This window comes from Nocardia sp. NPDC004711, assembly GCF_053601595.1.
Window position 1 is genome coordinate 89,974 of record NZ_JBSGCB010000009.1, and the last position, 14,947, is coordinate 104,920.

Below are 14,947 nucleotides of genomic sequence, written 5' to 3' on the forward strand. Positions count from 1 at the left end.
CTGTCTGTGGTCGTGCGGTTTCCTTAGGCGAGTTAAGCGATCCTAGCGAGGTTTGCCATGAGGTAACTGAACTTAATCTTCGCGCCGTCAACGCCCGTTCGTTGCGGACAACTCGAGATCACCACCGATCCGCTCGGCGGGATGCTCCGAATCATAGGACGTGGATCACGTCCTACGGCTCGCGCATGCGCGCGATCGCCGGGCCATCGGGGCGGACCGTGATCGATTTTCGGGGCTCGGGGAGTTGCGTCTACAGCGGCAGAACGGAGTTTTTTGATGAGTTCATTGGCCACCGACCGTGTCGACCAATGTTCTTCTGGTGAATTCTCGGCTCAACCTTTCACGCTCTCTCCCGCGCAGTCGGCTCTCTGGTACGCCCAGCGCATCCGGCCCGACATCCCCCTCACCATCGCGCAATACGTCGAGATTCACGGCGACCTGGACGTCGGCCGCCTGCTGTACGCCATCGAGCGCTACGGCGCCGAGAGCCAAGTCGGCCACGTGCGCCTGCTCGAGATCGACGGGGTGCCGCACCAGCTGGTGGACTACCACCGGCGGCCCGGCTGGGCCCGCTACGACCTGCGCGCCGAGACCGACCCGCGCGCCGCGGCCCGCGCCTGGATGAACGAGCACGCCAGCTCGCCCATCGACATCGAACGTGACCCGCTCACCACCAATGTGGTGCTGCAGGTCGGCGACTCGGACTGGATCTGGTACAGCCGCGGCCACCACATCGTCATCGACGGCTACGGCGCCATGAACGCCACCACCCGCGCCGCCGAGATCTATACGGCCCTCGAAGCCCACGACGAGCCGGCCGACTCCCGGGCCACCCCGCTGGCCAGCATCTACTCCGACGAGAACCGCTACCGGGAGACCAGCCGCTTCGTCACCGACAGCGACTACTGGCGTCAGCAGCTCGACGGCGCCGGCGAGCCGATCACCCTGTCCAGCAACGGAATGCTGCCCGCGGTGTCCGACGCCGGCCGCCGTAGCGCGAACGCCGTGCTCGCCGATGACGCCCAGGCCGCCGTCGAGGCCGCCGCGACCGCGTTCGGCTCCAACAGCTCCGCGCTGTTCGTGGCCGCCCTGGCCGGTTACGTGCGGGCCGTCACCGGCACCCAGGACGTGGTGCTGAGCCTGCCCGTGTCCGCGCGCACCACCGTGGCGCTGCGCCGCTCCAGCGGTGTGGTCTCGAACGTGGTGCCCATCCGCGTGCAGTTCACCGACACCCACACCGTCGCCGACACCGTGCGCGCGGTCGAGCTACAGATCACCGGTGCCCTGCGCCACCAGCGCTATCGCAGCGACGACATCCGACGCGACTGCGGTTATTCGCGCGACGCCCGCGGTTTCTTCGGCCCCATGGTCAACCTCATGCTCTTCCACAACGAGCTGAAGTTCGGCAGCCTGATGGGCGCCATCAACGTGCTGTCCACCGGCCCGGTCGAGGACCTGTCGATCAACCTGTACAACGGTCTCGGCGATCGCATCCACATCGACTTCGAGGCCAACCCGCGCCTCTACAGCGATACCGAACTCGCCGCGCACCACGACCGGCTGCTGGATTACCTGGCCCGTTTCGTGTCCGCCGACCCGGAGACGCCGGTCGCCGACATGCCGGTGCTCACCGATCCGGAACGCGAACGCGTGCTGCACGAATGGAATTCGACCCAGGTGGCCCGCCAGGAGGGCACCCTGGCCGGGCTGTTCGCCGACCGGGCCGCCGCCTCCGCCGATCAGGTCGCGCTCGACTTCGAGGGCGAGACCCTCACCTACGCCGCCTTCGACGAGCGCACCAACCGGCTGGCCCGCGAACTCATCGCGCGCGGCGCGGGACCCGACACCCTGGTCGGCCTGGCCGTCCGGCGCAGCCTCGACCTGCTGGTCGGCATGTACGCCATCGTCAAGGCGGGCGCCGCCTACCTGCCCATCGACCCGGACCACCCGGCCGACCGCATCGAGGCCATCCTCGACCAGGCCCGGCCGCTGTGCGTGCTCACCGCGTCGCGCGACAGGCTCGACATGCCCGGCACCGCACCGCAATTCGACATCGACACCGCGGATGTGTCGCGGCACCCCGGCCACCCGGTCACCGATACCGATCGGACCGCGCCGCTGCGTCCCGACCACCTCGCGTACGTCATCTTCACCTCCGGTTCCACCGGCACGCCCAAGGGCGTCGGCGTCACCCACGCCGCCATCGTGAACCGGCTGCGCTGGATGCAGGATGCCTACCCGCTCGACTCCTCCGACGTGGTGCTGCAGAAGACCCCCGCCACCTTCGACGTCTCGGTGTGGGAGTTCTTCTGGCCCTTGCAGATCGGGGCCCGCCTGGTCATCGCCGCCCCCGACGGGCACCGCGATCCCGCGTATCTGGCCCGCATCATCGCCGAGAAGGGCGTCACCACAGCGCATTTCGTGCCGTCCATGCTGTCGGTGTTCCTCACCGACACCGATGTGCGGGGCTGCACCGGACTGTCGCGGGTCTTCTGCTCGGGTGAGGCGCTGCCCGCCGCCACCGTCGCCGATTTCCACGCCGCCCTCGGCGGCGCCGCCGGCGCGCCGCAGCTGCACAACCTGTACGGCCCGACCGAGGCCGCCGTCGACGTCACCGCCTGGCACTGCACTCCGGGCAGCACCGACGTCCCGATCGGCTCGCCCATCTGGAACACCCGCACCTATGTGCTCGACGCCCGGCTCCAGCCGGTCGCCCCGGGCGTGGTGGGCGAGCTGTACCTGGCCGGCGTGCAGCTGGCCCGGGGTTATGTGGGTCGTGGCGCCCTCACCGCCGACCGTTTCGTGGCCAACCCGTTCACCCCCGGCGCCCGCATGTACCGCACCGGCGACCTGGTGCGCTGGCGTGGCACCGGCACCGGCGGCGTCCTGGAATACCTGGGCCGCAGCGACTTCCAGATCAAGGTGCGCGGCCTGCGCATCGAACTCGGCGAGATCGAGGCCGTCCTGCTGGCCGACGCCAGGGTCGCGCGCGCCGTGTGCGTGGCCCGTCGCGGCCGCAGCGGGGACGAGCTCATCGCCTACGTCGTGCCCGCCCCCGGCGCCGGCGACCTCGACCCGTCCGACCTCACCGCCACGTTGCGCCGGACCCTGCCCAGCTACATGGTGCCGTCGTATCTCATGGTGCTGGACGAACTACCGCTCAGCGCGAACGGCAAGGTGGACCGCAAGGCGCTGCCCGCACCCGATGCGGGCGCCCGCCGCCCGGCCCGGCCCGTCGCCGCCCCGCGCACCGCCATGGAACACCAGCTCACCGGCATCTTCGCCGAGGTGCTCGGCACCGACGAATTCGACATCGAGGACAGCTTCTTCGACCTGGGCGGCAACTCGCTGACCGCCGCCCGGGCGGTCGCGCGCGTGAACGCGGCCCTCGGCGCGTCGCTCACCATCCGCGATCTGTTCGAAACGTCCACCATCACCACACTGGCCACCCGGCTCTCGGCCGCGGAGCCGGAGAACACCTCCCCGAAACTGGTGGCCGGGCAACGGCCGCAACAGCTTCCGCTGTCGCTGGCCCAGCAGCGGCTGTGGATCCTCAACCGGTTCGCCGAGCACGCGGCGGCCTACAACATGGCCTTCGCGGTGAAACTGACCGGGCCCCTGGATATTCCGGCGCTGCGGGCCGGTCTGGTGGATGTGCTGGAACGGCACGAGAGCCTGCGCACCACCTTCCCCGACACCCCCGACGGGCCCTGCCAGCTGGTGCACCCGGCCTCGGAGATCCCGCTCACCCTCGATCCCATCGACGCCACCGGCGAGGACGCGGTCGCGCTGGCGAGCGAATTCGCCGGCTACGGTTTCGATCTGCGCAGCCAGGCCCCGGTCCGGGTGGCGCTGTACGCCATCGGGCCCGACACCCACCTGTTCCTGGTGGTGCTGCACCACATCAGCGGCGACGGCTGGTCCATCGCCCCGCTGAGCCGCGATATCATCACCGCGGTCGCCGCCCGCGCCCAGGGCGCGGCGCCGCGGTGGACGCCGCTGCCGGTGCAGTACGCGGATTTCGCACTGTGGCAACGGGAACTGCTCGGCGACGAGGCCGACCCGGCCAGCGCCCTGGCCCGGCAGCTCGCCTTCTGGCGCGCCGCGCTCGCCGACCTGCCCGACCAGCTGGACCTGCCACTGGACCGCCCCCGCCCGCGGCACCGCAGCACCGCCGGCGGCACCGTCGAGTTCGACATCTCCGCGCAGACCCGCCGGGCCCTGGCCGGCGTGGCCGCCGCACGCGGGGTCAGCACCTTCATGGTCCTGCACGCCGCGCTGGCCGCGGTGCTCGCGCGCTTGTGCAACACCACCGACATCGTGATCGGCACGCCGATCGCCGGGCGCAGCGATCCGGCGCTCGACGATCTGGTCGGCATGTTCGTCAACACCCTCGTGCTGCGCACCCGGGTGGACCCGGCCGCCGGGTTCGACCGCATGCTCGCCGAGGTCCGCGAAACCGACCTCAATGCCTTCGCCAATGCCGACGTGCCGTTCGAGCGGCTCGTCGAGGTGGTCAATCCCGAGCGCTCCGCCGCGCGCCACCCCCTGTTCCAGGTGATGCTGTCCTACGACAGCAACCCCGAGCTGGACGTCGACCTGCCCGGCGTGCAGGCCGAGGTGGTGCCCCTGGCCACCGACGTCGCCAAGTTCGACCTGCAGCTGACCGTCCAGGAACCGGCCGGCATCTCCGCCGAGGACGCCGGATTCACCGCCGAATTCGGTTATGCCGCCGACGTTTTCGACCGGACCACGGTGGAGGCCATCGCGCGGCGCTTCGGCGCGCTCCTGGCCGCCGCGGTCGCCGACCCGTCCACCCCGGTCGGCGACCTGCCGCTGCTGGACGTCCGGGAGATCGCGAAGCTGGTGCCCATCGTGGGTTCCCCCGCCGTGCCCAGCATCACCCTGGCCCGACTGCTCAGCGACACCGCCGAGCGGGTGCCCGACGCGGTCGCGGTCCGCTACCTCGGCGTCGACACCACCTACCGGGAGCTCGACGAACGCTCGAACCGCCTGGCGCGGGTGCTGATCGAGCACGGCGCGGGCCCGGAGGTGGTGGTGGCGATCGCGCTGCCGCGCAGCCTGGAGAGCATCCTCGCGGTGTGGGCGGTGGCCAAGACCGGTGCCGCGTACGTGCCCGTCGACCCCGACTATCCGGCCGACCGCATCGCCCACATGCTCGCCGATTCCGGCGCCATGCTCGGCATCACCAATGCCGAACGGCGCGCGAACATGCCGACCACCTGGCCCGGCAATCGGGGCCGCCATCGCAAGAGCTACGTCGACTGGCTGCTGCTCGGCTCCGAGCAGCTCACGCAGGAGTGCGCGCAGTTGCCCGGCACCCCGGTCACCGACGCGGACCGGCACCACCCGCTGCGCATCGGCGGCCCGGCCTACCTGATCTACACCTCCGGTTCCACCGGCAAGCCCAAGGCCGTGGTGGTCACCAATGCGGGCATCGCCTCGCTGGCGCACGAGCAGATGCACCTGTTCAAGGTCACCGATTCGGCTCGCACCCTGCACTTCTCGTCGCCCAGCTTCGATGCGTCGGTGCTGGAGCTGCTGCTCGGTTTCGCGGCCGGGGCCACCATCGTGGTGGTGCCCGCGGGCGTCTTCGGCGGCGCCGAGCTGGCGCGCATCCTGCGCGAAGAGCACGTGACGCACGCCTTCGTCACGCCCGCGGCCCTGGCCACCGTGCCCGCCGACGACCTGCCGGAGCTGGAGGCCGTCATCGTCGGCGGCGAGGCCTGCCCCGAGGACCTCGTCGAGGTCTGGACCGCACCGGATTCCCGGCCCGGCCGTCCGGCGCGGCGCATGCACAACATGTACGGCCCCTCCGAGGCCACCGTCGCCGCCACCGCCACCGGGCCCATGCTCGCGGGGCAGCCGGTGCCGATCGGCGGGCCCGTGCGCGGTATGCGGCTGTTCGTGCTCGACGGCCGCCTGCACCCGGTGCCGCCGGGCGTGGCGGGCGAGCTGTACGTGTCCGGTCCCGGCCTGGCCCGCGGCTACCTGGGCCGGCACGGCCTGACCGCGCAACAATTCCCGGCCAACCCGCACGGTCGGCGCGGCGAACGCATGTACCGCACCGGCGATCTCGTGGTCGCCGACCGGGCGGGACAGCTGCGCTTCCTGGGCCGGGCCGACGACCAGATCAAGATCCGCGGCTTCCGCATCGAACTGCGCGAGATCGACCACGTGCTGGCCTCGCATCCGGGAGTCACCTTCGCGCTCACCGTCGTTCACCACGACGAGCGCGGAATCCCGCGTCTGGTGGCCTATCTCACCGCCGATACCGACATCGACCCGGCCGCGGTGCTCGAGACCGCACGCGGACGGCTGCCGGGTTACATGGTGCCCGCGGCGCTCACCGTGCTCGACGCCGTACCGGTCTCCCCGACCGGCAAGCTGGACCGCAAGGCGCTGCCCGCACCGGAGTTCGTGGCCGCCGCGCCCACCCGCGCCCCGGAAACCGAACTGGAGCAACAGGTCGCGCTGGTCTTCGGCAGTGTGCTGGGCGGACTCACGCCGGGTGCGGACGACAACTTCTTCGAGATCGGTGGCAACTCGCTGCTGGCCACCCGCCTGACCACGGCCCTGCACAGTGAGTTCGGGGTGGAGCTGCCGGTGCGCGAGATCTTCGAGCTGCCGACGGTGGCCGGGGTGGCCGCACGGCTGGCGGAAGCGCCCCGGGCCGAGCGTGTAGCGCTGGCTGTGCATACGCCGCGCCCGGAGCGCGTGCCACTGTCGTTGCCGCAGCAGCGACTGTGGTTCCTCAACAGATATTCCCCCGAATCCAGCGCTTACAACATCGCATTCGTGCTGCGGATCGATGGCGATCCGGACATCGACGCGTTGCGGGCGGCGCTGGCGGACGTGGCGGAGCGGCACGAGGTGCTGCGCACCGTCTTCCCGGAGGACGCCCAGGGCGCCTACCAGGTCGTGCTGGACACCGCACGGTGCCTGCCGGTGCTGGACGTGGTCGAGACCGACGAGGTCGGCGCGCGCCACGCCCTGCGCTCGCTGGCGCGCCGCGGCTTCGACCTGACCCGCGAGATCCCGCTGCGGATGACCTTGCTGCGCACCGGAACCCGCCGGCACCTGCTCGGCATCGCGCTGCACCACATCGCCGCCGACGGCTGGTCGCTGGGCCCGCTGACCCGGGACCTGGCCATTGCCTACGCCGCCCGCCACGGCGGCGCGGCGCCCACCTGGACGCCGCTGCCGGTCCAGTACGCCGACTTCAGCCTGTGGCAGCGCGAGATTCTCGGCACGGAGGACGACGCCGAGAGCGCCGCCGCCACCCAGCTGGCCTACTGGCGTACCGCGCTGGCCGAGCTGCCCGGGGAACTGCCACTACCCTACGACCGGCCCCGCCCGGCCGAACCCACCCAGCGGGCCGGATCGGTGCGGTTCGAGGTGCCCGAAGTCCTGCAGCGCAGGCTCGCCGAGGTCGCCCGGGCACACGGCGTCAGCCTGTTCATGGTGCTGCGCTCCACGCTGGCCGTGCTGCTGCGCGTGGTCACCGGCGGCCGCGACGTGATCGTCGGCACCCCGGTGGCCGGGCGCACCGACACCCGCCTCGACGATCTGGTCGGCATGTTCGTCAACACGCTGATCCTGCGCTCGGATGTGGACCCCGACCGCAGCTTCGCCGAACTGCTGCAGGCCGACCGCGACACCGAACTGGCCGCCATGGCGCACGCCGAGGTGCCCTACGAGCGGGTCGTGGAGGAATTGCAGTCCGCGGACACGGGGCAGCGCCGCTACGGCGCGAGCCCGCTGCTGCAGGTCGCGCTGACCGTGCAGGACACCCCGCTGCCCGCGCTGCGGCTGCCCGGATTGTCGCTGCAGGCCGAGGAACTCGATATCGCGCTGGCCAAGTTCGATCTGGAGCTGCGGGTGCTGCCCGGCGCGGGCGAGGACCAGCGGGCCTTCGAATTCGTCTACGCCGCCGAGCTTTTCGACCAGTCGACGGTAGGCCTGCTGGCCGAGCGCCTGGTGAAGGTGTTCGGCGCCGTCACCACCGACGCGCACGTGCGCGTGCGTGACATCGACGCGCGCACCGAACTCGAGCACGACATGCTCACTCCGGCCTGGGGCCCCGCGCCAGAGCCGCAGTGCAGCCTGGCCGCCTACTTCGCGGCCACCGCGCACCTCCACGCCGACCGGGTGTTCCTGCGACTCGACGGCACCGAGCTCACCTACCTGGAATCCGACGTGTATTCGAACCGCTTGGCGCGGGCCCTGATCCACCGCGGCCTGGGCCCGGGTGACCGGGTGGCGCTGGGCCTGACCCGGTCGGTGGAGTCGGTGCTGACGGCGCTGGCCGTCACCAAGTGCGGTGCGGCGTTCGTGCCGGTGGACCCCAACTATCCGGCGGACCGGGTGCAGCACATGCTCGCCGACTCCGGCTGCCGGGTGGGTGTCAGCATGAGCGAGCACGCCGACCGGCTCCACGCCGCCGGCGGCGGCGACAGCGTGGAGTGGCTGCTGCTCGACGATGCCGTACTGCTCGACGAGCTCGAGGTCCTCGACGACGGGCCGATCACCGATGCCGAGCGCACCGGCACCCTGTGGACCACGGATCTGGCGTACCTCATCTACACCTCCGGCTCGACCGGAAAACCCAAGGGCGTGGCCGTCACCCACGGCGGCCTATCCAATTTCGCCGACGAGGTCCGCGAGCGCGCGCGGGTCGACCGGGACTCGCGGATCATGCACTTCTCGTCTCCGAGCTTCGACGCCTCCGTCTACGACCTGCTGTTCGCGATCTGCGCGGGCGCGACCATGGTCATCGTCCCGCCCGACGTGTACGGCGGCGACGAACTGGCCGCGCTCATGGAACGCGAACGGGTCAGCCACACCTTCATGACCCCGGCCGCGCTGGCGACCATCGACCGGGACCGCTGGCCGCTGCCGCACCTGCGCGCGATCATGGTCGGCGGCGAGGCCCTGGGACCGGAACTGGTGGCGCGCTGGGCCCCCGGCCGCCTGATGTTCAACGTGTACGGCCCGACGGAGACCACCATCGTGGTCACCATCTCCTCGCCGCTGCGGGTCGGCGAGCCCATCACCATCGGCAACCTGGTCCGCGGCGCCCGCGCCGTGGTCCTGGACGAGCGCCTGCGCCCGGTCCCGGTCGGCGTGCCCGGCGAGCTGTACATCGGCGGACAGGGTTGTGCGCGCGGCTATTTCGAGCGGTTCGATCTCACCGCCGCCCGGTTCGTCGCGGATCCGTACGGCCCGGAGGGCTCGCGCCTCTACCGCACCGGCGATGTGGTGCGCTGGACCGGCGACGGTGACATCGTCTACCTGGGCCGCAGCGACCACCAGGTGAAGCTGCGCGGTTTCCGCATCGAGCTGGGCGAGATCGACGGCGTGCTCACCGCCCACCGCGCAATCCGCTTCTCCCACACCGAGGTTCGCGAGATCGCGGGTGCGCGCCGCATCGTGTCGTTCGTGCTGCCCGTGGACCTCGCCGCCGCACCCGATCCCGAGGAGCTGCGCGCGCACTGCGCCGAGCACCTGCCGGCGCACATGGTGCCCAGCGCCCTCGCCCTGCTCGACCACATTCCGCTCACCCCGGTCGGCAAGCTCGACCGCGACGCGCTGCCGCAACCCACGGCCGTCGTCGCCGGGGTCTCGCGGGAACCGGAGACCGACACCGAACGCCTGGTCGCCGAGGTGATGGGGGAGCTGGTCGGCGCCGAGGCCCTGGGCGCGGACGACAGCTTCTTCGAGGTCGGCGGAAACTCGCTGCTGGCCACCCAATTGGTGGCCCGGCTGGCCACCGTCACCGGGGTGCGGCTGGAGGTGCGGTCGGTCTTCGCCGCGCCCACCGTGGCCGGACTCGCCGCGGCCCTGGACGCCGGATCCTCCTCGGCGGATCTGCGGCCGGAACCGCGCCGGCGCACCCGCCCCGCGCGGATCCCGCTCTCCGCGGCCCAGCGGCGGCTGTGGTTCCTGGAGAAATTCAACGCCGGCGAACACGGAGAAGCGCTGGGCGCCTACAACGTTCCGGTCGCCCTGCGCCTGCACGGTGAGCTGGACATCCCGGCGCTGCGCGCGGCCCTGCACGCCGTGCAGGACCGTCACGAGACCCTGCGCACCGTCTTCCCGGAGATCGACGGCGAACCCTGCCAGCGGATCCTGGAGCCGGGCGAGGGCGCCGTCGGCCTGCCGGTGCGGACGGTCGCCGCGGACGAGGTGCCCGGCGAGATCCGCCGTGTCACCGCCGGCGGTTTCGACCTGGCCACCAGCGTGCCGGTGCGCGCGGCCCTGTTGCGCCTGACCGGCAGCAAGACCGAACATGTGCTGGTGCTGGTCGTGCACCACATCGCCATGGACGGCTGGTCGCTGCAGCCGCTGGCCGCCGATGTGGCCGCCGCCTACCGGGCGCACACCGGCAAGCAGGCCCCGGAATGGCCCGAACTGCCCATCCAGTACGCCGATTACACGCTGTGGCAGCAGGATGTGCTGGGCCGCGAGGACGATCCGGACTCTGTGATCAGCCGCCAGCTCGACTACTGGCGGCGCGCCCTCGACGGCATCCCCGAACGGCTCTCCGTTCCCGCCGACCGGCCGCGGCCGCCGGTGCCGACCTACCGGGGTGGCACGGTGGAGTGCAAGCTCGACGCCTTCACCCACCGCGAATTGCAGGCGCTGGCAGCCGAACACGGTGTCACCATGTTCATGGTGCTGCACGCGGCACTCGTCGCACTACTGCATCGCCTGACGCACGACGACGACATCACGGTCGGCACACCCATTGCGGGACGCGGACATCCGGCGCTGGACCGCCTGGTCGGCATGTTCGTCGGAACCCTGGTGTTGCGCACCCGCATCGACGGCGGCGCCGCGTTCGGCGACCTGCTGCGCGCGGTCCGCGACACCGATCTGGAAGCCTTCGCCCACGCCGACGTGCCGTTCGAGCGCCTGGTCGAGGTGCTGAATCCGGTGCGCTCCCAGGCGCATCACCCGATGTTCCAGGTCATGCTGTCGGTGCAGAACCAGCCCGCCCGGGTGCTGGAGCTGCCGGCCATGCGCATCGAGGCCGACGACGCCGACCCGGGCATCGCCAAATTCGATCTGCAGTTCACCCTCACCGAATCCTGGACGCCGCGCCGCGAACCCGACGGCATCACGGTGTCGGTGAACTACGCCTCCGACCTGTTCGAGGCGGCGACCGCGCAGCGGCTGGCACAGCGGTTCGTGCGCCTGCTGGCTGCGGCCGCCGCGCATCCGGCCACCGCCGTGGGCGATCTGGACGTGCTGGACTCGGCCGAATGGTCGGCGCTGGCGCCGGTCCGCGGCACCGAGCCCGGCCTGCCCATCACCTTCCCGGAGGTGTTCGAGGCAGCGGTCAACCTCAATCGGTCGGGCATCGCGGTCCGCTCGAACGGCACCCAGATCTCCTACGACGCTCTGGACCGCTGGACCAACCGGCTGGCCCGGGTGCTCATCGGCTACGGGGTGGGCCCGGAAACCCTGGTCGCCATGGGGATTCCGCGTTCGGCCGAATCGGTGGCGGTGATGCTGGCCATCGCCAAGGCCGGTGGCGCGTTCGTGCCCGTCGACCCGAACTACCCGGAGCAGCGCATCAGCCACATGCTGCTGGATTCCGGTGCGGCCGTGGGCATCACGCTGTCCGGCTATCGGGAGCGCATGCCCGACGCGGCCAACTGGACGATGCTGGACGCGCCGTCGTTCCGGCGGCGGGTGCTCGCCAGTTCCGATGCGCCGATCCGCGACGCCGAACGCATCGTGCCGCTGCGCATGCACAACCCGGCCTACGTCATCTACACCTCCGGCTCCACCGGCATCCCCAAGGGCGTGGTCGTCACCCACGGCGGCCTGTCCAACTTCGCGGCCGAGACCGCGCAGCGCTTCGACGTCGGCCCCGATTGCCGGGTCCTGCACTTCGCCACACCGAGTTTCGACGCGGCCATGCTGGACCTGCTGCTCGCTCTCGGCGGGGCCGCCACCCTGGTGATCAGCCCGCAGGGTGTGGTCGGCGGGCAGGAACTGGGCCAGGTGTTCATCGAGGAGGGCATCACCCACGCCTTCATCACCACCTCGGCGCTGGGCACCGTCGATCCGGCCGGCGTGACCGCACTGCGGCATGTACTGGTCGGCGGCGAGGCGCTGCCACCGGACCTGGTCAGCCGGTGGGCCCCGGGCCGCAGGCTCTACAACGTGTACGGGCCGACGGAGACCACCATCGTCACGGTGATCTCGCACCCCATGACGCCCGGCGGGCAGATCACCATCGGCGGGCCCATCCGCGGGGTCGGCGCGAGCGTGCTCGACGCGCGCCTGCACCCGGCCCCGGCCGGGGTCACCGGTGAACTGCACCTGGCCGGCGCGGCGCTGGCGCGCGGTTACCTGCGCCGCCCGGGCCTGACCGCACAGCGCTTCGTGGCCAACCCGTTCGGCAAGCCCGGTGAGCGCATGTACCGCACCGGAGACCTGGTCCGCTGGCTCGAAAGCGAGGGCGGCGCAAGGGATCTGGAGTATGTCGGCCGCACCGACCACCAGGTCAAGATCCGCGGCTTCCGCATCGAGCTGGGCGAGATCGACGCGGCGCTGGCCAAGCACCCGGAGGTGGAGTTCGCCACCACCATCGGGCACCGCACCCCGGCCGGGTCCACCGCGCTGGTGTCGTATGTGAAGCCGCGCACCGGAACCGCGCCCACCACCGCCGAGCTGACCGCGCACGTGGCCGAGCTGGTGCCCAACTACATGGTCCCGCAGTCGATCATGCTGCTGGACCGGGTGCCGCTGTCCCCGGTCGGCAAGCTCGACCGGAAGGCGTTGCCGGAACCGGTGTTCGCGGCCCGCGAGGGCTACCGGGCCCCCGCGACCCCGCTGGAGGAGGCGCTGTGCGCCGCCTTCGCCGACGTGCTGGGCGTCGAACAGGTCGGCGCCGACGACGGGTTCTTCGAGCTCGGCGGCAACTCGCTGCTGGCCACCAAGGTGGTGGCCCAGCTGCGGGCGGGCGGCATCGACCTCCCGGTGCAGGCCATGTTCGGCGAGTCCACCCCGGCCGGCATCGCCGGGCGGCTCGCCGCCGCCGAGGGTGACGCGGGCGCCGCGCTGACCGCGGCCCTGGGCGCGGTGCTGCCGCTGCGGGCGGTCGCCGATTCCGGTGTGCCGCCGCTGTTCTGCGTGCATCCGGCCATCGGCCTGTCCTGGTGCTTCGCCGGGCTGCTGTCGCATCTGCCGCAGGATCGGCCCGTGTACGGCCTGCAGGCCCCGCACGTGGCCGGGGAGGACAGTCACCGCACCATCGCCGAGGCCGCGAAACACTATGTGGCGCACATGAAGTCGGTGCAGCCCACCGGCCCCTACCAGGTGCTGGGTTGGTCGCTGGGCGGGCTCATCGCCCACGAGATTGCCGTGCAGCTGCAGGAGGCCGGTGACGAGGTCGCGTTGCTGGCCATGATGGACAGCTACCAGCTGTCGGATCGGTGGCTCGAGGAGGCGGTGCCGTCGGTAGCGGCCGTGGTCGCCGAATTCGGTTCCGACCTGCTCGGCGGTGACGCCGACATCGATTCGCGCCTGACGCTCACCGAGGCGGCCGAACTGCTCCGCGGGCGATCCGGGCCGTTCGCGGCGCTCACCGTCGAGCACCTGGAACGGCTCTACACCGGATACGAGAACGGCGCGGCGCAGGCGCACGGGTTCCGGCCCCGCGTCTTCGACGGTGATCTGCTGTTCTTCACCGCCGCCGACGACGAGATCAACCGGGCCGACCCGGACCGCTGTGCCGCGGCCTGGCAGCCCTACGTCACCGGTGCGGTGCACGACCAGCTGGTGCGCTGCACGCACGCCGGCATGACAACGCCCGAATCCCTCGCCGTCATCGGGCCGGTGTTGCGGGATCAGCTGGCAGCCATCCGAGCCCGGCGGGAGGGTATGCGATGAGTCTGGCCGTGGAAGTTGAAGGGCTGGTGAAGTATTACGGCAAGGTACGGGTGCTGGACGGTATCGATCTCGAGATACCGTCCGGCACGGTGATGGGCCTGCTCGGGCCCAACGGCGCGGGCAAGACCACCACGGTCCGCATCGTCACCACCCTGCTACGCCCGAGCGCGGGCTCGGTGCACGTCGCGGGAGTGGACGTGCTGAAGCATCCGGCCCGCGTTCGCACCCGGATCGGCCTGTCGGGCCAGTACGCGGCCATCGACGCCAACCTGTCCGGATTCGAGAACCTGCGCATGGTGGCCCGGCTGTACGGCATGAACCACAAGCGGGCCGCCGAACGCGCCACCGAACTGCTCACCGCCCTCGGCCTCGACCACGCGGCCGGGCGGCGGGCGGGCACCTACTCCGGCGGTATGGCCCGCCGGCTGGACCTGGCGGGGGCGCTGGTGTGCCGGCCCCCGGTGGTCGTGCTGGACGAGCCGACCACCGGCCTGGATCCGCGCGGTCGCCTCGACATGTGGCGTGTCATCGGCGAACTCGTCGACGACGGCACCACCGTGCTGCTCACCACCCAGTACCTGGAGGAGGCCGACCTCCTCGCCGACCGCATCACCGTCATCGACCGCGGGCGGGTCATCGCCCGCGGCTCGGCCGACGAGCTGAAGACCTCCATCGGCGGCGACAAGCTCACCGTCACCCTCGCGCCCGGCCAGGATCCCGCCCCCGCACAGCAGGTGCTGGGTGAGGTGGGTATCGGCGAAGCCGAATTCGAGGAGGGCGCCGACACGGTCACCGTGGTGGTCGGCGACGGCAGCCGCACCATGGTGGAGGCGCTGCGCCGCCTCGACGACGCCGGGGTACACGTGGTCGACGCCGTCGTGGACCGGCCCACCCTCGACGACGTATTCCTTTCCCTCACCGGCAAATCCGGCGAACGCAAGCCGGACGTCCCCGCCCCCGAGTCTGTCCAAGAGGAGATCCTGTCGTGACGACCCTCCCCGCCGAACCGGAAGCTCCC

2 protein-coding genes are annotated in these 14,947 nt (G+C 71.3%); both read left to right on the plus strand.

Annotated features, from left to right (window positions below; genetic code table 11):
• Positions 1 to 276 precede the first annotated feature (276 nt).
• Positions 277 to 13,929 (plus strand): amino acid adenylation domain-containing protein, encoded by a 13,653-nt coding sequence (locus ACWEKS_RS10940; protein WP_452339892.1) that lies wholly within the window; start codon positions 277 to 279, stop codon positions 13,927 to 13,929.
• Positions 13,926 to 14,918, plus strand: coding sequence for an ATP-binding cassette domain-containing protein (locus ACWEKS_RS10945; protein ID WP_452339893.1), 993 nt, complete (start codon positions 13,926 to 13,928; stop codon positions 14,916 to 14,918). Before ACWEKS_RS10940 ends, ACWEKS_RS10945 begins: the two co-directional genes overlap by 4 nt.
• Positions 14,919 to 14,947 lie beyond the last annotated feature (29 nt).

Excerpts from the sequence above, each read along its gene's own strand:
- ACWEKS_RS10940 (WP_452339892.1), top strand. The coding sequence starts at position 277 with ATGAGTTCATTGGCCACCGACCGTGTCGACCAATGTTCTTCTGGTGAA.
- ACWEKS_RS10945 (WP_452339893.1), top strand. The coding sequence starts at position 13,926 with ATGAGTCTGGCCGTGGAAGTTGAAGGGCTGGTGAAGTATTACGGCAAG.